This window comes from Croceitalea marina (assembly GCF_042684265.1).
Taxonomy (GTDB): Bacteria; Bacteroidota; Bacteroidia; order Flavobacteriales; family Flavobacteriaceae; genus Croceitalea; species Croceitalea marina.
Map to the genome: position 1 here is coordinate 163,256 of NZ_JBHULB010000016.1, position 18,435 is coordinate 181,690.

21 protein-coding genes and 1 riboswitch are annotated in these 18,435 nt (G+C 39.0%); of the genes, 11 read left to right on the forward strand and 10 right to left on the reverse strand.

Going from position 1 to position 18,435, the window contains the following annotated elements; all coding sequences use genetic code 11:
* Positions 1-80: 80 nt before the first annotated feature.
* From thrA to ACFSQJ_RS12350, 3 genes are all read right to left on the reverse strand, one after another.
* Positions 81-3,467, reverse strand: coding sequence for a bifunctional aspartate kinase/homoserine dehydrogenase I (thrA, locus tag ACFSQJ_RS12340; RefSeq protein ID WP_377767288.1), 3,387 nt, complete (start codon positions 3,465-3,467; stop codon positions 81-83).
* An 89-nt stretch (positions 3,468-3,556) separates the two neighbouring features.
* Positions 3,557-4,849 (reverse strand): O-acetylhomoserine aminocarboxypropyltransferase/cysteine synthase family protein, encoded by a 1,293-nt coding sequence (locus ACFSQJ_RS12345; protein WP_377767290.1) that lies wholly within the window; start codon positions 4,847-4,849, stop codon positions 3,557-3,559.
* Positions 4,850-5,046: 197 nt separating this feature from the next.
* Positions 5,047-5,180, reverse strand: a riboswitch (SAM riboswitch).
* A 660-nt stretch (positions 5,181-5,840) separates the two neighbouring features.
* Positions 5,841-6,155 carry a YdhR family protein gene (locus tag ACFSQJ_RS12350; RefSeq protein ID WP_377767291.1) on the reverse strand — a complete coding sequence of 105 codons (315 nt, stop codon included), beginning with the start codon at positions 6,153-6,155 and terminating at the stop codon, positions 5,841-5,843.
* A gap of 417 nt (positions 6,156-6,572) precedes the next feature.
* Between ACFSQJ_RS12350 and ACFSQJ_RS12355 the strand changes: the two genes are divergently transcribed.
* From ACFSQJ_RS12355 to ACFSQJ_RS12405, 11 genes are all read left to right on the forward strand, one after another.
* Complete coding sequence (locus ACFSQJ_RS12355; RefSeq protein ID WP_228378468.1) at positions 6,573-7,898, forward strand: site-specific integrase; 1,326 nt, start codon at positions 6,573-6,575, stop codon at positions 7,896-7,898.
* 427 nt (positions 7,899-8,325) lie between these two features.
* On the forward strand, positions 8,326-8,718 hold the full coding sequence (locus tag ACFSQJ_RS12360; protein WP_123860968.1) for a single-stranded DNA-binding protein: 393 nt from the start codon (positions 8,326-8,328) through the stop codon (positions 8,716-8,718).
* 44 nt (positions 8,719-8,762) lie between these two features.
* Positions 8,763-9,836: a DUF932 domain-containing protein gene (locus ACFSQJ_RS12365; RefSeq protein WP_249601202.1), complete on the forward strand. Its 1,074-nt coding sequence runs from the start codon at positions 8,763-8,765 to the stop codon at positions 9,834-9,836.
* Between the two features lie 58 nt (positions 9,837-9,894).
* On the forward strand, positions 9,895-10,272 hold the full coding sequence (locus tag ACFSQJ_RS12370; protein WP_228445162.1) for a hypothetical protein: 378 nt from the start codon (positions 9,895-9,897) through the stop codon (positions 10,270-10,272).
* Between the two features lie 17 nt (positions 10,273-10,289).
* Positions 10,290-10,628, forward strand: a complete 339-nt coding sequence (locus tag ACFSQJ_RS12375; RefSeq protein WP_123860966.1) for a molybdenum ABC transporter ATP-binding protein — start codon at positions 10,290-10,292, stop codon at positions 10,626-10,628.
* A gap of 14 nt (positions 10,629-10,642) precedes the next feature.
* On the forward strand, positions 10,643-10,837 hold the full coding sequence (locus ACFSQJ_RS12380) for a hypothetical protein (RefSeq protein WP_123860965.1): 195 nt from the start codon (positions 10,643-10,645) through the stop codon (positions 10,835-10,837).
* 12 nt (positions 10,838-10,849) lie between these two features.
* A complete protein-coding gene (locus ACFSQJ_RS12385; protein ID WP_123860964.1) occupies positions 10,850-11,452 on the forward strand; it encodes a PRTRC system protein E in 603 nt (200 codons plus the stop codon).
* A gap of 27 nt (positions 11,453-11,479) precedes the next feature.
* Positions 11,480-11,698, forward strand: coding sequence for a PRTRC system protein C (locus tag ACFSQJ_RS12390; RefSeq protein WP_002978317.1), 219 nt, complete (start codon positions 11,480-11,482; stop codon positions 11,696-11,698).
* A 17-nt stretch (positions 11,699-11,715) separates the two neighbouring features.
* Positions 11,716-12,882 carry a hypothetical protein gene (locus ACFSQJ_RS12395; RefSeq protein ID WP_213189191.1) on the forward strand — a complete coding sequence of 389 codons (1,167 nt, stop codon included), beginning with the start codon at positions 11,716-11,718 and terminating at the stop codon, positions 12,880-12,882.
* Positions 12,879-13,601, forward strand: coding sequence for a PRTRC system protein B (locus tag ACFSQJ_RS12400; protein ID WP_123860962.1), 723 nt, complete (start codon positions 12,879-12,881; stop codon positions 13,599-13,601). Before ACFSQJ_RS12395 ends, ACFSQJ_RS12400 begins: the two co-directional genes overlap by 4 nt.
* On the forward strand, positions 13,601-14,407 hold the full coding sequence (locus ACFSQJ_RS12405) for a PRTRC system ThiF family protein (RefSeq protein WP_055133019.1): 807 nt from the start codon (positions 13,601-13,603) through the stop codon (positions 14,405-14,407). The genes ACFSQJ_RS12400 and ACFSQJ_RS12405 overlap by 1 nt, the downstream gene beginning before the upstream one ends.
* A gap of 278 nt (positions 14,408-14,685) precedes the next feature.
* Here the strand turns inward: ACFSQJ_RS12405 and ACFSQJ_RS12410 are convergent, their stop codons facing one another.
* From ACFSQJ_RS12410 to ACFSQJ_RS12440, 7 genes are all read right to left on the reverse strand, one after another.
* Positions 14,686-15,135, reverse strand: a complete 450-nt coding sequence (locus ACFSQJ_RS12410) for a response regulator transcription factor (protein WP_066439708.1) — start codon at positions 15,133-15,135, stop codon at positions 14,686-14,688.
* Between the two features lie 274 nt (positions 15,136-15,409).
* On the reverse strand, positions 15,410-15,709 hold the full coding sequence (locus tag ACFSQJ_RS12415) for a helix-turn-helix domain-containing protein (protein WP_066439707.1): 300 nt from the start codon (positions 15,707-15,709) through the stop codon (positions 15,410-15,412).
* The gene (locus tag ACFSQJ_RS12420) at positions 15,690-16,001 is read right to left on the reverse strand and encodes a helix-turn-helix domain-containing protein (protein WP_066439706.1); all 312 of its coding nucleotides are present in this window, start codon (positions 15,999-16,001) and stop codon (positions 15,690-15,692) included. Before ACFSQJ_RS12420 ends, ACFSQJ_RS12415 begins: the two co-directional genes overlap by 20 nt.
* Before the next feature lie 153 nt (positions 16,002-16,154).
* The gene (locus ACFSQJ_RS12425; RefSeq protein WP_066439705.1) at positions 16,155-16,955 is read right to left on the reverse strand and encodes a TIGR02391 family protein; all 801 of its coding nucleotides are present in this window, start codon (positions 16,953-16,955) and stop codon (positions 16,155-16,157) included.
* Positions 16,956-17,017: 62 nt separating this feature from the next.
* On the reverse strand, positions 17,018-17,299 hold the full coding sequence (locus tag ACFSQJ_RS12430) for a molybdenum ABC transporter permease (RefSeq protein WP_066439704.1): 282 nt from the start codon (positions 17,297-17,299) through the stop codon (positions 17,018-17,020).
* A 111-nt stretch (positions 17,300-17,410) separates the two neighbouring features.
* Positions 17,411-17,860: a DUF3872 domain-containing protein gene (locus ACFSQJ_RS12435; protein WP_066439702.1), complete on the reverse strand. Its 450-nt coding sequence runs from the start codon at positions 17,858-17,860 to the stop codon at positions 17,411-17,413.
* 11 nt (positions 17,861-17,871) lie between these two features.
* Positions 17,872-18,432: a conjugal transfer protein TraO gene (locus tag ACFSQJ_RS12440; protein WP_066439701.1), complete on the reverse strand. Its 561-nt coding sequence runs from the start codon at positions 18,430-18,432 to the stop codon at positions 17,872-17,874.
* Between the last annotated feature and the right edge of the window lie 3 nt (positions 18,433-18,435).

Below are 18,435 nucleotides of genomic sequence, written 5' to 3' on the forward strand. Positions count from 1 at the left end.
CTACAAGGCAGGAATCTATTATTAGTTTTAATTACACCCCTAAAGTCCCCTCAAGGGGACAATCTCTAGATTAAACTTTATTACAATTTCTCCGCTATTCGTAAAACATCACCAAAAACGCCTCTGGCAGTAACCGCAGCTCCTGCCCCGGCTCCTTGAATGACAATCGGATTTTCTCCATAAGACTCCGTGAAGATTTCAATAATAGAGTCTGAACCCGATATTTGGCCCAAAGCACTGCCCATGGGTACTGAAATCAACTTCACCTCCAAAATACCTTTATCTTTCTGCAAATCACCATATAAATCACCCACATATCGCAATACATGGTTTTCTTGCTGAGCTTTTTTTATGCCCTCAAACTTTTGATTTAAAACAGTTGATTTACCAAGGAACTTTTCTTTACTTACTTTTCGTAATTCTGGAGGAATTAAGCTTTCAATATTGATGTCGGCAAACTCATTTTTAAGTTCTAATTCACGGGCCAAAATCAATAGCTTTCGAGCCACATCATTCCCAGATAAGTCTTCCCTAGGATCAGGTTCTGTAAACCCTTTTGACATTGCTTCTTTCATTACCTCAGAAAAAGGAACTTCGGCCTCAGAGAACGTATTGAAAATATAGCTTAAAGAACCCGAGAAAACACCTTTTATCCGGGTGATATTTTCCCCGGATAAATGCAATAGTTTTATGGTATCAATTAGAGGCAACCCAGCACCTACATTTGTTTCATACAAATATTGTTTTTGATACTTAGCAAGGTTTCTTCGCACCAACCGATAATAATCAAAATCGAGGGTGTTCGCGATTTTATTTGATGATACCAGATTAAAACCAACGGCAATCAATTCAAAGTAATTGTTGACAAAATCAGTACTCGCTGTATTATCAATAGCTATTAAATTTTCTAAATGGTTTTCATTGGCAAAACTCACAATATCGCCCAAATTATAAGATGAGCCCTTTGTCGCTAAATCTTGTTTCCAATCTTTTTGAATACCATTGGCATTCAACAACAACTTTTTGGAATTGGCAACGGCAAAAACTCGCAAATCAAGCCCTTTTCGGTGTTTAATTTTATCTTGTGAGTCTAACAATTGCTCAATAAAGGTACCGCCTACGGTGCCATGCCCAAATACCACCAAATTGATACGTTTGCTAACGCCAAAGATTTGACCGTGCATTACATTAAGTGCTTTTTGTAAAACACCGCTTTCTACCACCAGACTTATATTTTTACCCGAAATTGTATTATTGAACAATAGCGGAACAATACCATTCTTGATCAATGCATTATAAGGCTCATGAAACGTACTTAAATCTTGGCCTACAATCGATATGACCGAAATGTCTTTTTTAATGGTAATGGTATTTACATCTTTTGCCGAATAGTCAGACGTGAATTCAAGATCTAGGGCTCTTTTCGCTTCCTCTGCCCTATCCGCAGCCACTACCAAACCAATACTGCGTTCTGAAGATCCTTGGGAAATAATACCCACGTTAATCTGATGTCTTTCAAGGGTGGAGAAGATTCTGGCATCTACACCAACTTTGCCCAACAGCCCCCTACCTTCTAGGTTTATTAAGGACACATTTTCGATAACAGAAAGTGATTTAATACCATCTTTCTTTGTTTTTGAACTGATAAGGGTCCCTTTTGAATTTTGATTGAAGGTGTTTAAAATTCGGAATGGAATATTTTTCTCAATTAATGGAATAATTGTTTTTGCATGTAAAACCGTTGCCCCAAAATTCGCCAGTTCGTTGGCCTCTGCATAAGACAGGTGCTCAATGACCTTTGCTTCTTTAACATAGTCGGGGTTTGCCGTAAAAATTCCATCTACATGTGTATAGTTTAACACCTCTTCGGCATCTAAATAATTTGCAAAAAGCGCAGCTGTATAATTACTGCCGTTTCTACCTAAGGTCGTAGTTTCACCGTTTTCATTGGCTGCGATAAATCCGGCAATAATAGGTATACAATCTATCGGTAGTTCTGAAAATCTTTGCACTACATTTGTTTTTGAAACGGCTTCATCAATCTGTGCATTACCAAAATTACTATCGGTACGAAGTAAGTTTCTAGAATCTATTAATACCGCAGGAAAGCCTCTTTCTTGCAGCAAAGCCACCACCAGTTTGCATGATATCAATTCTCCAACGGATAGTACCTCATCTTTGGTTTTTGAGCTATAGTCTCCAATCAAAGAAACACCCTCCAATCGTTTTGATAAATGTGCTATTTCATGGCCATAGTCGATTGTTGAACTAAAAGACTTTTGATACTGTTCAAAATTTGATAATAATTCACTGTTCACCTCTCCTTTTACGGCATCTTGCAACAAACCTTCTAAGGTATTGGTTGCATTTTCACGAGCAGACAATACCACCCCAATAGGCCCACCTTTGGTGTATGTATCTTCTATAATTTGAAGCACACGTTCCAAACCTTTTCCATTGCTTAAAGATTTACCACCAAACTTTAAAATCTTAAGCCCTCTCTGGGTCTTTTCTTTTTGAAAAACACCTTTCAAGAGTTTTTCTAGTTGTTGAAACTCCATTAAAAAAGCATCATGCCCATGAACGGATTCTACCTCGCCATAAGTGACATTGCTTTTGGTCTGCGCAAGCTGTTTGAACGTCTCTTTATTTTCTTCCGCGGTAAAAAACAAATCAGAATTTACCCCGATAATACGAATATTGGTCGCACTATTCTGTAACTCCTCAAAAGCCTTATTCCCATCTCTGGTAATATCAATGGTACGCAATAACTGATTCATTAATTTATAGGCAGACAACTGAAAGCGCTCTTGTAACTTTTTACCATGATGCAACAACCAACTTTCTACGTTAAAGACTTGTAATTCTTCATTGGTTCCCCTTTGAAATCGTTCCTTAAAAGATTCTGGCGTACGGTAACAAAGCATGGCATGCATACGCGCGTCATGAACAGGCTGCCGACTATTGATTAAAATCTGTTCTTGAATCTGGCAGTTGGCAATAAGCCAATCAGTAGATTTCCAATCCGATGCAACGGGAATTAAATGCTCGGTGATTTCAGGGTTTATAGCCGCCATTTCCCAGGCAATTCCTCCACCTAAAGACCCACCTATTAATGCAAAAAGCTTTGAAATTTCTAACTGCTTTAAACCCAGTAGAAAGATTTTAGCGATATCACCGGCCACAAAGTCTTTGTAATTTTCGATGACGAATCCATCATAACCGTTACCCGGAATATTAAAGGAAAGAATGGTATAAGTGCTTGTATCTATACACCTTTCTTCTCCAATAATATCCAACCACCATCCTTTTTCACCGGCAACATTAGAATTACCTGTTAAGGCGTGGTTCACTAATACGATTGGTGCAGTATGTAAAGGTTGACCAAACAGCTCATAAGACAGTTGAATGTCTTGTTGATGACCGCTTAAGGTGGTGAAATTTTTAATTTCTAATTGGTGGAGCATTACTTTAAAATTATATTCCTGTTATATCAAGGGGAGTCGAGATGTCAAATAAATCGTTCTCGACTCCGCTCGAACTTACAGGTAAAACATTAAGCCAAAACTGGTTTTCCTACTGCTGCGAACGCTTGTTCTAAATCTTCTTTTAAATCATTGATATCCTCTAGACCAACCGAAAGTCGAATCAAATCTTGACCAACACCTGCGCTTTCTTGTTGCTCTTCGGTCAATTGTTGATGGGTGGTACTTGCCGGGTGAATAATTAAAGATTTGGTATCTCCAATATTTGCCAATAAAGAGAATACCTTAGTGGCATCCGTTAGCTTTTTCGCCGCTTCAAATCCACCTTTTACACCAAAGGTGACCAATCCGCTTTGCCCTTTTGGTAGATATTCTTGGGCTAAATCGTAGTATTTATTTCCTTTTAGTCCAGGGTAGTTCACCCAGGCCACTTCTTCCCTATCCTGCAACCATTCAGCTAATTCCAGTGCGTTTGCACTATGCTGCTTGATTCGTACGGGCAAGGTTTCCAAACCTTGAATTATCTGAAAAGCGTTGAAAGGACTTAAAGCCCCACCAAAATCGCGTAAGCCTTCTAAAATCAATTTAAAGGTAAATGCAGCAGCCCCTAAAGCTTCGCTATACACCAATCCGTGATAACCGGCAGATGGCTCGGTGAATTCTGGAAATTTACCATTCGTCCAATCAAAAGTTCCAGCATCAATGATTGCTCCACCAAGTGAAGTACCTTGTCCGCCAATGTATTTTGTCAATGAATGTATTACAAGGTTTGCGCCATGTTCAATTGGGTTTAACAAGCCCGGAGTTGCCACGGTATTATCAACAATAAATGGCACTTTTGCAGTCTTTGCTTCTTTCGAAATTCCTTTTAAATCCAATACATCCAGTTTTGGATTTCCTAAAGACTCCACAAAGATGGCCCTGGTATTTTCTTGAACCGCAGCTCCAAAATTGGTAGGGTCAGAAGCATCAACAAAAGTGGTAGTAATACCCAATCTTGGTAGGGTCACATTTAACAGGTTAAAAGTTCCACCATACAGGCTGCTCGAAGCTACGATATGATCCCCGGCCTTTAATAGGGTTAAAAGTCCAGTAGAAATTGCCGCGGTACCGGAAGCAAATACCACTGCTCCTACCCCACCTTCAACGGCAGCAAGTCTATCTTGTAGTATTTGATTGGTCGGGTTGTTCAAACGGGTGTAAATGAACCCAAGCTCGCCTAAAGAGAAAAGATTTGCGGCATGGTCCGTGTCATTAAAGACATAAGACGACGTTTGGTAAATAGGCACTGCCCTTGTCCCACCAGTTTGTGTAGTGTCGTGCCCAGCATGTAGGGCATTTGTTGCTAATTTTTGATTACTCATGATTTTGTTTTTATGTATTCCGTTTTTGTCTTAAGGAATACCGGTTTTTAAATAGATTTCTGCCTTCGCAGAAAAAATAAAAAGCCAAACCCCCGCTATCCGACGATAGTTAGGTAAAATCAAAAAGTTATAAGAAATAGAAAAGATAGCCGAAGGCTATTTGTTTTTCGTTATCTATTCTTTAAACCAAGTCGATAGATTCAACAAGTCCTGAAACGAGTTCAGGATAAAGATAGAATTTAGCACCTTCTTAGATGCTGATTGAATCAGCACGAGCTAAGGGTTGCTAAGGCTTCATAGGGTCTAATCCCTCCACCTTTCTTGATAACTATTCAATACGTGTTTGAACTTTAAGAATAACACAAGGTATATTCAAGGACAAATATAAGGTCAGAAAAAATTAAAAACCTAATGGAATTTAAAAATTTAACAAAAGTCTAGTGGTTTGGTGGATTTTATTTGAGAGTTCGCACACTCACTTTGTTCAGTTCGAAATAACGGTCTTGTATATGGTTAGTTTTGTGTTTTGCCAAATACAGACCGAATAGAAAACCCACATACCGAAAGCTTTCGGGAATCAGAAGAAGGCGAGTACTAGCAATAAGGCATATACGGCTTAAGTTCGAACCTGATTAAATTGATGACTAATCAGAAAGAACAAAAGACTTGTTTTTTACCTCAGCTCTTTTTTGGCAATAATTTTTAATTCAGTATTATTGGATAGGCGATTTTTGATCTATTTGAATTGAATTGAATGTGGTTGTATGTTATTCTCTCTGCCATCAATTTGTTCCCAACACCCTTTTATATTATGGGTTTTGAAAGTGTACCATCCAAACCATTTGGGTCGATTCTTTATTTTATGTGTTTCCAAGACCTAATATTTATATAGTTAACCTATGGCAATGTCTAATTTGAGTTTTTTGCCTTTGAATTAAGTTTCTAAAAAGAAAACCGGCCATTGCTGTTATCGATGACCGGTTTCTTTGTTTTAGGTCAATACAGTTTCATTTAATACAATGGCCATGTCGTATTCTTCTACCCTTAAGGTTTCTGGAATAACGCCATAGCGCTCAGGTATCTTAGCGGCTAATTCTGAAGTCCAGAATGTACCTCTAGAGGTTTTGGTTTCAAATAAATAGATACCACTGATTGCGCCGGAGCTTTCCTCGGCTATATAATACTTCTGAATAAGTCCGGGAACATTTCTAAATACATTCAAATCTTCATTACACACTTGCATGAGCTTTTCTTGATTGTGTGAAGAATTAAATTTAACTGATAATACTGCTGTTGCTGTTTTCATTGTTTTTAAATTTTAAATGATTCATAATTACAGCAACAAAAGTATTTATGAGATAGCCCTTTAAGATAGCCCGAAAAGTCTTAAAAATCGACTACAAGGTTTATGTTATTATTTGTTGATTACGATACTTTAAAGGAGTTGTATTATATTTTGAATTAAAAAGATTAGTAAAAAGCAAAAATAAGCAAAACGATTAAACCCGTTGCTATACAATGCTTTATAAAACAGTAGTCTTAGTTTGGAACTCGGTGTCTGATAGGTTTTGGGCTTGAAAACACAAGGTTAGGTTACTAATTCGTTACCGATTGATAAAGGTAACTACATAGCTTAACTGTTTATATTTCAGTCTTTTGCACCCTTTTTTACATTCCCTTGTAACTCAATGTAATTTAATTTTAAACATTAAACATTTGAGTTATGGAACAGACAAAAAAGTCCACGTTCAAACTGCTTTTCTACCTGAAAAAGAACGAACTGAAAAAGAACGGTAATGCACCGATTATGGCACGTATTACCATTGATGGAACAGCTAAAACTTTGGGAACAAAGTTAGAAATTAACCCGAAAAATTGGGATTTAAAATACGGAAGAGTTGAGGGCAAGAGTGCCACCGCTTTGAACATTAACCAAAAGCTGGATAACGTACGGGGTCGTATCGACAAGATTTACGAAGATATGCTGAAGCACGAGGGTTTTGCGACCGCACAGAAAGTAAAGCTCTCGTTTTTGGGTGTTGGTGTAATGGACGATGCCGTACTAAAAGTCTTTAAAGACCAAAATGAAGACTTTGAAAAAATGGTCGCTAAGGGAAAACGCTCTCAAAGCACGTATAGCAAATACAACACTGTTTACAACCATCTTAGCGAATTTATAAGGGAGCGTTACCATCGGGACGATATGGCTTTCCGGGAACTCACTTCTGATTTTATTCGTGAGTTTGATTTCTTTCTTCGCATTGATAAGGAATGTACCCATAATACGGTTTGGGTTTACACAATGCCAGTTATTGCTTTGGCAGAATTGGCTATTAAAAAAGGCTTGATACGGGATAATCCTTTTGAGGATTATGAAATCAGTATGGAAGAAACCGACCGCAGCTACCTTTTAAAAGAGGATGTAGAAACCTTAATGCTCCTGAAACCATCTAAGCCTCGATATGAACTTGTAAAAGACCTTTTTATTTTCAGTTGCTTCACAGGGCTTTCTTACATAGACATTAAGAAACTGAAATGGAGCAATATCCAGTCTTTCTTTGATGGACACCAATGGATAATCAGCAGGAGAAAGAAATCAGATGTTGCCTCCAACGTCCGTCTTTTGGAAATCCCCAAACGCATCATTGAGAAATATCGTGGAGCTACAAGAAATGATTTTGTATTCCCAATGCCATCCAATGCGACTTGCAACACGCATATAGGTAAACTTATTGAGGAAGCGGGTATTGTTACAGAACAGAAAGTTACATTCCACACCGCCCGTCATACATTCGCCACAATGTTTTTGACCGAGGGTGTTCCGCTTGAAAGCCTTAGCAAAATGATGGGTCATAAGAATATTTCCACTACACAGATTTATGCTAAGATTACCAGCCAAAAAATCAGTAAGGATATGGATTTGGTTTCGCCTAAATTTAAGGCAATGGAAGATGCGTTTATTATTAAAATGGAACGGGAAGAAATAGCATTATTGAATGAACATACAAACGCAGATAAAATTTACAATACCGAAGAAATTATGGTTTAAAAATTAGTGCATTCTTTACTTATCAGATTGAAGCAGGATTTAACTATCCTGCTTTTTTTATGCCCTTACTTTTCGATTATTCCAACCTCTATTTCAGGCTCTCATAGCCTGGTCATTTATTCCATAAAAATTAGAACAGAATATTTCCACAATCAACCGGTAAAAAGGCAGCTAAGTTATAGCGGGCAGCCACCGCACACACCCACCAATAAAAAAAATGAATGAACGGTTTCCCCCTAAAGGAACCCCCATTAAATCATTTTTTTTCTTGGTTTTCGCTATTGCCCGCTTGGATTATCTGCTTTCTTTTTTCCGGTTTTTCTTTTGGAAAAAATTATGCGAAGCGAAGCGGAGCAAACCACAACAGGAAGCAGGAAACGAGAAAAGCGAACGTAACAAAATGTAAAACTTTTAAAACAGGACGATTATGAACATTATCGGAAGACTGACAAAAAATGCGGAAGTACGCACATTGTCGAACGAAAAACAGGTAGTAAACTTTTCAGTAGCGACCAATGAAAGCTACAAAAACAAGCAAGGTGAACGAATAGAGCAAACAACCTATTTCGATTGTGCCTATTGGATTTCTGCAAACGTGGCAAGCCTACTCACAAAAGGCACTTTGGTAGAACTCACAGGCAGAATAAGCACAAGGGCGTGGATAGGCAAAAACGGCGAAGCACATTCGGGGCTGAACTTTCATACCTCTCAAATCAAACTGCACGGAGGTAGTAAGAGAGCCGAAACCATACAGGCTACTGCACAAGCCGAGAACAACAGCTTTACTGCACAGGGAGCAGATGACGACCTCCCATTCTAACAACGAGTATTCAATCATTTTTTAAACATCAAATTTTAAGCATTATGGCACATAATATCAATTTCAACGAGAGAACAGGACGTTATTCATTTTTTAGCGTACAACAAAAAGCGTGGCACGGTTTAGGTCAAATCGTAGAACAATACCCGACAAGTGAGGAAGCAATCAAATACGCAGGGTTAGATTACGAAGTCGTAAAATCCCCACTATTTACCAAAGGTTCGGGCATTATCGAAACCACCAACGGCATAGAGATAGACAGTAGCGAATTAGAAGTACCTAACTATTTCGCCAACATACGCACCGATAACAATGCAGTATTGGGCGTAGTCGGTAAGGATTACCATATCGTACAAAACCGTGAAGCCTTTAATTTCTTTGATGCCATTGTAGGCGGTGGCGAGGGCATTCTGTACGAAACCGCAGGAGCGTTAGGCAACGGAGAACGTGTTTTTATCACAGCCAAATTGCCCGACTATATCCGTGTAGGCAATGGCGATGATGTTACGGAAAAGTACATTTTCCTAACCACTTCGCACGATGGTAGCGGAAGTATCACAGCCGCATTTACGCCTATCCGTATTGTATGCCAAAACACGCTGAATGCTTCGTTACGCAGTATGACCAATGTAGTCCGTATCAAGCACACTTCGGGAGCAAAACAACGTATCGAGAACGCTCACAAGATTATGGGACTTGCCAACACATTGAGCAACCAATTAGAGGGCATTTTCAACGAATGGGCAAAAGTAAAGGTAACAGACCGAGAAGTAAGAAAGCTAATACAGTTGGCACTTTGCCCAAATAAGGAAACGCTTGACCTAATCAAAAAAGGTGCGGAAGATGAAATTTCCACCGTGTTCAAAAATGTCGTTGAGGATGCTTTTGCGTATGCTATGATAAGCGACACCCAACAAATGGACACTACCAAAGGTACGTTGTTCGGAGCGTACAATTCTGTGACAGGCTACTATCAGAATGTAAGGAGTTACAAGAATGACGAAGCCAAGTTGCAGAGCATTGTATTGGGTGGTACTGCCCAACTCAAATCGCAGAAAGCATTTGAACTATGTACTGCATTTGCTCTGGACGGTGCGGAAATCCTAAACCTTAATTAGATAACCACAGGCTACCGCCTTAATCGGTGGTAGCCTATTATAAACAACAGCTATGACAATGGAAACCTATAAAGCAACGCTGAAACACGACACAGGCAAAGTAACGCTGACAGTAGTATCACTTAGCGGAAAGCAGAGAGCAATACAGCAGATAACAGCCGTAGAGGGTTGTCCCGAATGTGCCATTGTGGATATAGTAAAGATTGATAACGATACAAAACAGCAGAATATGAAAGCAAAAACCATAGACGAAGCCAAAAGTATGGCTAAAGAAAAAAGCCTTGAAACGCAATACAGGGATGAAGCTATATACATCATCTATTGCAACAGAACAGAGTATTTCTATGTAGATACCGACAGCCTAATACGGCTTTGGGAACGGCTTATAGGCTACTATGAAAATGGAAAATACACCGATGCTGAAACTAATTCATAACACTTAAAGCAGATACAATGGAAACGACAGCAATAGCCACAAAGTTTGTACGCTACGATGTTCCCGAATTGGAAACCCTGCAAAATGCAAAGGTTTACCTACTAAGGGAAAAACTGAACAAAAGCGACAAGTTGAGCCGAGCAGAAAAAAATTGGCTTGCGGAAGCAGTAAACCGAAATGCCTACTTCAAAAGAGCCGTACCCCTTATGGGTTATCGCTTCGGGTTTGAGGATATTTTGAAAACCTATGTAGTGAAGCAGTACGGCAGTTGGGCAGAATACAACGCCCCCGACAAAACAAGCCTTAGAAGTATTGTTTACGGCAGGATTGACCAAATAGCGGAAATCACTAAATAAGAATTAGAACAGGTATGAAAATAACGGATTTGAACGGTTACGAAATTGAAGTAACCGACCTAAAAGAAGCTATCTGTATTGCCAAACGAAATACAGGGTATAGCCACGAGGACAAAAGTTTTTCAGACTTCGATAAAAGGCAAAATGCCTATTGGATGGACATATACGAGAAACTAAAAGCAATCAAAAAACGGTTAAACAACAATTAAAATCAAAGAACGATGAACACAAATTTTTTCAATCAGATACAGCAGTTGGACTTTACAGGAGTATTGCAACTGAACATTTCAAAAGGAATAGAAAGCAACCTAATCGTAACAGTATTGCTCAATAACGAACAATGCGGAGATAGTGCCAAAAACCTTATTCCCCCATTGACATTTAACGCCACACCCCAAGAGTTTGACGAGGGATTTTTTGAACAGATTACCACACCTATACAAAAGGTATCGGGCTTAATGGTGGATATGGAAAAATTCTTAAAGCAATTGGAAGAAGTTAAAAAGCAATCGGCAATCGAGAAAGAAAAAGCAGAAAAGGAGAAAAAGGAAAAAGAAGCCAAAGACAAGAAATTTAAAGATGCTATGGTAAAGGCTGACGAGTTGGAGAAAGAGGGCAAGTTCCGCGAAGCGTGGATGAAAGTACCCGATATAACGGAGTTTCCCGAAAAAGCGGACGAGATACGCAAACGCAAAACTTCATTGTCCGACAAGTTCGCAACACCGAGCCTTTTCGGAGCAATGGAAGAAGCTACACCCGAACCGCCAAAGGTGGAAGAAGTTACTGCCGATTATCCTATTGATGAAGCGGACGAGGAAGAATAAAAGTGTTAACCCCAAAATTAGAAAGTTATGTTATTAGCAACGCAATTAGAACGAGTTTTCATACTCAAAGACAAAGGACAGGACATCAGACTGACCGACCCAGAGCCACGTTGGAGCGTGGAAGCCGTAATGAATTTTTACGCCAATATGTACCCGATTTTGACAACGGCAAAAGCATCTGCACCACAGATAAAAGACGATGCGGTAGAGTACAAATTTGAGAGCGTAATGGGTACGAAAGGTTAAACCAAAATTTTAAAACGATGAATTATGCAACGCAACATCATATCGGGAACAATCAATATACCCGAACAGAAACGACAACAGCAGTTACACCGACAGTTGGGCGAGTTCGCAAATTGGCTACAAAGACCAAAGGACGCAAACCAAGTGCAGAAAGACAAGCAGAAATCCGTACCGATAGCAATGCTACCAATGGTATTCTAAAGTGTACGTTTCTGCCTAAACTGAAAACAGCACAATCCGTACAGGCTTGTCAGAAAACGGAGAGGGATTTTTACAAGTCCCTTTCCCGACTTGCCGAGCATTACAGCATTGAACCGATGCAAACCCAAGATTTTGAGTTTCCATACAATGTAGTATTATCTATGTGGGATATGGAAACCAAAGTAAAACGTACCAACATAAATTGGGACAGTTTCAAATTGGTACAGGATAGTAAGAAAACCTTTTTTGTAAGTGAGGAAAGGTATAATGTAGGTACAACCTTGTATTATATTCCTATTGCACCACTCTTTAAAATGCTCAAAGACCCGAAGCGTAAAAAGACCGCACAGCTACTTGTATCGGTATGCAGTTATCTGTACCATATTGCCGATGTGCCGTATTACAGGCAGGAAGACAGCTATTTGTATTGGTTGTATGAAACGCATAAAGATTGGGTAGAACAGGACGAGGAAACGGACGAAACAGAAACATATAGAAGTGAGTTGAGAAATGCCGAATATATTGGCGACAGGATAGAACAAAAGTTATTTAACCGAAGCAATCTAAAGATATTTGAACAGCGTTTGAACCGATTTAAAAGCCTTGACACGTTCGACAGGGAATGTTGGCAGGTAGCGTGTAATGCGTTTGCCCTTTGTACTGAATATCCGAAAGCAACTTTTTTTAGAAACGCACCATTGCCCGAAGAAGACCCTTATGACGATGATTACGAAACCGAAGCAATCGGAATGGAAAAGTACATTTCATTTATCGCAGATACCAAAGGTTGGCTATATGAAAGCCTTTCCGAAAGCATCAACAATGAGTTCAACGAATACGGAAAAATGGAAGAGCCGACCATTTGCAAAGCATTTGACGGCAGTAAAATAACACAAGGCAACCTTGATTTTGAAAATCGCCTGTTTGAATTGTTGGATGACCTTTCTTACTTATTATATAACTATAAAACAACAGAAAAATGAACACCGTAAACGACATAACCAAAGATTTCGGCACATTATACTATCCAAAATCCGCTTTGGTTTTCTATGAAACCAAAGGAACAGATACAGCAATGTACGTGGAGCATTTCGATATGGATAGCAACGGAACGCCTATCAATGCCCACCCATTGACCGTAAAAGAAGCCAACGTATTGGCAAAGGCGTTACAGACCGATGAAGAAAAGAACACAGCCTTTTTAAAGTCAAAGGGAATATTGCCTACAAACATTCTGCATATCAATCCAAATGCTGAAAAAGGTATAGTATTATGGTACACCAAAGCACAGCAAAGACAACTGTATTTTGTGGATAGTTTGGGCATATCCAACGGAATGGCACAAGTACCGCCAATGCTTTGGTTAGCGAGCAAAAGCAGTCTTACTGTATTTGCTTTGGCAAGCGACAGAAGACCCACCGAGAAAACGCCATTGCATTACGCACCTTTCTTCAATATCTACGAAAAGGGCAATGTATGTATGGGTACTGTTAGTATTGATATTAAAAATTCGGCTTCGGTTGAGGAATTTACACAGGCGTGGGAACATTATTTTTTTAATTCCTATTTCAGCCATTCATTATGCGAGAACCTCACGAAAAAAAACATTGTAAACCTTTGGAAAGACCTTATCAATACTGATAAACCTTTTCCGAAAGAAGTATTAAAAAAGAATAACAAAACCCTTAAAAATCTATTGTGATGAATACAGCAAAAACAGCAATCCATTTTACGGACAATTATCTGCTCAATCCGACAAACCCAATTTCGGTAAACCTTATCGGGGCAGGTGGCACAGGCTCAAAAGTATTGACCGCTTTAATGGAAATAAACGAGAGCTTGATAGCGTTGGGACACGCAGGGTTGCAAGTCCGCCTTTGGGATGATGATGTTATCACGAGTGCCAATTTAGGCAGACAGCGTTTTTTTGAAAGTGAAACAGGATTGTACAAATCGGTTGCATTGATAAACCGTATCAATCGTTGCATCGGTACAAATTGGAAAGCCGAAACGGTAAAATTTGAAAAGGACAAGTTTGGTAGAATACCCGAAAAAGCAAGGGCAATCATTACTATTACTTGTGTGGACAATGTACAGGCGAGGTTTGGCGTTGCTGAAATTCTTAAAGAAATAAGTTACCGCAGACACTACCAAGATGAGCCGAAATATTGGTTGGATTTTGGCAACAGCCAAGATACAGGACAAGTGCTACTATCTACTATCGGAGAGATAAAGCAACCCAATTCAGAGAAATACCAAACGGTGGCAAGCCTGCCATTTGTTACCGATGAATTTGGCGAATTGCTGAAGCAATCCGAACAAGAGGATAACACGCCAAGTTGCTCCCTTGCCGAAGCGTTGGAACACCAGGACTTGTTTATCAATTCCTCATTAACCCAAATGGGTTGTTCTTTGCTGTGGAACTTATTTCGCAGGGGAATGACTGAATACAAAGGATTTTTTCACAATCTGAAAGATTTCCGCACCCACCCGATAAAAGTCGCCTGACCCGAAAAGTCGGGCGGCAAAAAGACAGATCCTCCCGATGGTCGGGACAGTCTTTTTGCATCAAATCGGTGCAACCCCTTTGTCAAAATGCACCGCTACACAATTTCCTTTCTCTACCTTTTACCAAACAGGTTGCGACATTATTGTGTGGGATATTCATTATCCCAATGATTAGGTATGCAATGACTTCTTTTCTTTTCACATAAGCGACCAAAGAAAAGAAGCAAAAGAACGCCGCTTGATTAGAACAGATATTTTATACTATTATAATCGGAACGTTACTTATTACTGAAATATTCCTGTGCAATTTCCGCTACTCCCACACTAAAATATCTACCGCCATTGGTAACAACATCAATAGCTTTTTTAAAATCGTCCGTATCGCTACCAATGAGCAAATAACCTGTAAAACCAATTTCCAAAAGAGGTTTTACGGCTTTTTCTGCATCAATATCATTATGTGCAATCAGGTTAATGGTTGGATATTGTGTTCTCAATTCTTGAAGCTGTGCCAGCACATTCTTATTGTAAAAATCAAGGTCAATAATACAAATGTTGGGAAGTGTTTTTAATGCTGGTAATTGAGATAGTCCGTCTTCAATGTTTTCAGAACGGAACAATACTTCAATTCCTGAAGCAACGAGGTCGTTGCAGGTCAAATCCAAAATCGGGCTTTTATCATTGATAAAGGCGAGGGCAATTTTTTGTTGTGCTGTACCAGTTTCCATATCATTACTTTTTTGAGTTGATGTAGCCCTGCACAAAAAAAAGAAGCGCAGGCAACCACACTTACCGATACTGAGGCACTGGTACGCCTTAATCCCCGAATAAGCGAGCGCCCACGCCTATGACGTGAGCGTTCTTACTTATTGTCTTGGGGATACAAAAAATTACCAGTTTTCAGTACCAAGACCTAAAGCAAAAACACTTTAAGTATTGTTATATTTTACATAGCAAATATACTAAAGTCCTTCCGTTGAAACATAGTCAGAACCAAATTAATTAGAAGCAATGTCTGTCATTGGTTATATAGTTCTGTTCTAAGACGGTCAGAATATCCGTTTCCTTATAAATAATCTTACCCCCAATTTGTATATACGGCAGGATATTATCGTCACGGTATTGCTGTAAAGTCCGTTTACTGATATGTAACAGCCTACACACATCTTCGCCCGACAAGTATATTTCTCCGTTCATTACAGGACGGTAATTTTTTAATATTTCTTCAATACGGTTTCTCAACTGCATTATCATTTCCTGATGGGCGATGATTTCTTCCGTTTCATTCGTCAGTAAATCCATTGTCGTTGGTATTGTACGGCTGTCCGGCTTCGAGTAAAGCCTGTACGTCCGAGCGTTTATAATAATTCTTGCGGTTCAGTTTGGAATATGGTAATAAGCCTTTGTCCTTGTAGGTCTGCAAAGTCCGTTTGGTAATGTTCATCATCAAACACACTTCCTGGTTATCGAGCCATTGCTCCTCTTTGAAAATCGGGGTATATTTTCGTGTGGCATTTTCGGTCATTTCCAAAAGTTCCCTTAGGTCATTCTTCATTCCGTCCAATGCGGTTTTTTGTATTGCAATAACTTCCATTGTTTGCTCATTTTTTCTGTGGAAGTCGAATTTATAAAGGCTTATTGCAGGATTGGGAAAGGTTGCATTGATTGGCGTTGAAAGGCAGTGTTTGGCTTTTTACTTTTGCCATAAACGAAAAATCGGATAACCTTTTGAGCTATCCGATTTTTTTTATTTAAGCCCCGTTTTATAAGTGTTATCAAGTTTGTTGTGAATAATTGTTGCTACAACCAAAACTTCTGTCATTTGTGAAAGTTGGGTATCTTCCAATATTTTGGGGTTGTGTGCTTTTGGATTTCTGTACATAGAAAAAAATCCTTTGCAGAAATTTCCAAAACCTTTGTGTTCACTTTCTTCGCTTTGATTTTTCAGAGTATTGAAAGCAAGCATAGGTCTTTTGTCCTTTCCCAACGCAAAACAATCATCAACTAAATCTGCTCCGTCTGAAGTATAGCCACTTTTTTGCCTAAGCCTCTCTGCTACACTTTTCGTAATTTCAAGTATAGCGTGAAAATAATTTTCCTTTAACCATTCAGCTTCACAATAAGGCAAAATTTCTGAATGAACTCCAATTCCGTGTACTTTTTCTTTGATTTTTAGTGACCTGCTTTTTGCTTCCGAAATAGTTTTCGCCTTATCAACTTGTCGGGGCTGTCCACTTTTATCAATTTCTATCCCTTCATAAACAAGTTTCTCATTGATAGTTGTTCTATCTTTTTCAAATTCATCTTCGGAATTATATCTTTTAGGATTTAATAATCTAACAACAAATGCCAATACATTATTTCCACATCTGTCTTGTGCTTGTCTTTCTTTTAAAGCATAAAACAATCTGTCTGTTTTATTTGTGCCATATTGAGATTGAGAAATACCAGCACCTGATAAATGTTCTGTAATTTTCGTATGTGTCAGTATATTTGATATAATATCAGATATATTTCGTAGGGTTATGTCATCAAAGGATTTTGTCATTTTATAATTTTCCTCTTTATTATGAATACTAAATCATATAATCTAAATTTCCATAAAAATACTTATTTCGAGTTAGGTATCTCCACTTGTTGCTTCTCTTTGTCCTTTTTCATTTGGCTATAAGTCCATATACAGACAATACCGAGAATTATCAAAGCGTATGCAATCCATTTGCCGACACGTTCTATAAAACGGGTAAATACAGATGCTTCAAAACTCGAAAATCCCTCTGCACCCATACCATTACGCCTATAAAATTTCCTGCGGTTTATCCAATAAATAAGCACTATCGCAATAACGATAACAATAATACCAAACACCAATTGAGCCGTAACTGTATCCATACCCGTTAAGATTATAATTCAAGTAAATTTAAACAAAAAACAACGTACACCGAAAGCTGAAAAGCAAAAAACCGACCTGTAACAGTCGGTTTTGCTTTTATATAAGTAGCATTAATCACTACTGTTGAACTGAAAGCTCAACTGCTTTTCGTTACCGAAGTTATCGGAAATCCAAACCTCAAAGGATTGTGATACGGTAGATGCCGAAGTGTAATACAACCGGAACTGCTCCGTTGGCAACGAATACAAATCGTTTGGCAAATACGGTGGTTCGTCATAATACCGCAATGTGCCTTGACCGTCAAATTGAAAGTAGCGGAGAAAATATTGCGTGTTGCTGTAATTGCCTGTTCGCTGTATGGTAATCCGTATCTCTACGGTCTGCCCACTGGCAATATCTTTGGGTACAGGCATTACTTTGACCTCAAAAGGGAAATCGTTCTGTATTTCGAGTTCATCGTCTTTGCTACAAGATACCAACGTAACCGAAGCCGTGAGGATTGCCAAGAGTATATATATTGAGCTTAATCCTATCCTGAATTTATTGAATATTGCTATCATCATTTTACATTTTAAAAATTAAACCTTAATCCCACGCCTGCGGACGGTCGGAATTGTTCCAAGTCTGTACCCCACAAAACCTTTGTACGCCCTTGCAGGACTAACACAAAACGGTCGGACAGGTACGTTTCAAATGTGAGCCGTCCGCCTGCTCCGTAAACAAAATTGTCTTCGCTCAGTATCTTCGCTCCGTCATACAACATTGCTTCGCCACGGTTGATGCTTTCGTAACCGACTACGCCTGTTATTCCAAAGTTCAGCGTGATGTTCTTACGAACATCGCCCAACAGGAAGAAACTGTAACCGCCCTCTGCGGTATAAGTTTCCTGCGGTATGCGGAGGTCTTTATAATCGTGGTATTGGTGTGTATATTCCAACGCCCAAAGCTGGTAGTTACCATTTTTGCCGTTTACGGTCATTGCTACATTGATGTAATAATCGTTACCGATTTTATCATCGGACAGCACACCCGTACTCACTTCCAATCCTTTCTGTTTAGGTAACATTCTTTGTGCCTGTGTGACCGTGATGGCCATAAAGATGAGCATCACGGTATAGATATACTTTTTCATATT

Bases quoted from the DNA above. Each gene is read 5' to 3' on its own strand.
- thrA (WP_377767288.1), bottom strand. From the start codon at position 3,467: ATGCTCCACCAATTAGAAATTAAAAATTTCACCACCTTAAGCGGTCAT.
- ACFSQJ_RS12345 (WP_377767290.1), bottom strand. From the start codon at position 4,849: ATGAGTAATCAAAAATTAGCAACAAATGCCCTACATGCTGGGCACGAC.
- ACFSQJ_RS12350 (WP_377767291.1), bottom strand. From the start codon at position 6,155: ATGAAAACAGCAACAGCAGTATTATCAGTTAAATTTAATTCTTCACAC.
- ACFSQJ_RS12355 (WP_228378468.1), top strand. From the start codon at position 6,573: ATGGAACAGACAAAAAAGTCCACGTTCAAACTGCTTTTCTACCTGAAA.
- ACFSQJ_RS12360 (WP_123860968.1), top strand. From the start codon at position 8,326: ATGAACATTATCGGAAGACTGACAAAAAATGCGGAAGTACGCACATTG.
- ACFSQJ_RS12365 (WP_249601202.1), top strand. From the start codon at position 8,763: ATGGCACATAATATCAATTTCAACGAGAGAACAGGACGTTATTCATTT.
- ACFSQJ_RS12370 (WP_228445162.1), top strand. From the start codon at position 9,895: ATGGAAACCTATAAAGCAACGCTGAAACACGACACAGGCAAAGTAACG.
- ACFSQJ_RS12375 (WP_123860966.1), top strand. From the start codon at position 10,290: ATGGAAACGACAGCAATAGCCACAAAGTTTGTACGCTACGATGTTCCC.
- ACFSQJ_RS12380 (WP_123860965.1), top strand. From the start codon at position 10,643: ATGAAAATAACGGATTTGAACGGTTACGAAATTGAAGTAACCGACCTA.
- ACFSQJ_RS12385 (WP_123860964.1), top strand. From the start codon at position 10,850: ATGAACACAAATTTTTTCAATCAGATACAGCAGTTGGACTTTACAGGA.
- ACFSQJ_RS12390 (WP_002978317.1), top strand. From the start codon at position 11,480: ATGTTATTAGCAACGCAATTAGAACGAGTTTTCATACTCAAAGACAAA.
- ACFSQJ_RS12395 (WP_213189191.1), top strand. From the start codon at position 11,716: ATGAATTATGCAACGCAACATCATATCGGGAACAATCAATATACCCGA.
- ACFSQJ_RS12400 (WP_123860962.1), top strand. From the start codon at position 12,879: ATGAACACCGTAAACGACATAACCAAAGATTTCGGCACATTATACTAT.
- ACFSQJ_RS12405 (WP_055133019.1), top strand. From the start codon at position 13,601: ATGAATACAGCAAAAACAGCAATCCATTTTACGGACAATTATCTGCTC.
- ACFSQJ_RS12410 (WP_066439708.1), bottom strand. From the start codon at position 15,135: ATGGAAACTGGTACAGCACAACAAAAAATTGCCCTCGCCTTTATCAAT.
- ACFSQJ_RS12415 (WP_066439707.1), bottom strand. From the start codon at position 15,709: ATGGATTTACTGACGAATGAAACGGAAGAAATCATCGCCCATCAGGAA.
- ACFSQJ_RS12420 (WP_066439706.1), bottom strand. From the start codon at position 16,001: ATGGAAGTTATTGCAATACAAAAAACCGCATTGGACGGAATGAAGAAT.
- ACFSQJ_RS12425 (WP_066439705.1), bottom strand. From the start codon at position 16,955: ATGACAAAATCCTTTGATGACATAACCCTACGAAATATATCTGATATT.
- ACFSQJ_RS12430 (WP_066439704.1), bottom strand. From the start codon at position 17,299: ATGGATACAGTTACGGCTCAATTGGTGTTTGGTATTATTGTTATCGTT.
- ACFSQJ_RS12435 (WP_066439702.1), bottom strand. From the start codon at position 17,860: ATGATAGCAATATTCAATAAATTCAGGATAGGATTAAGCTCAATATAT.
- ACFSQJ_RS12440 (WP_066439701.1), bottom strand. From the start codon at position 18,432: ATGAAAAAGTATATCTATACCGTGATGCTCATCTTTATGGCCATCACG.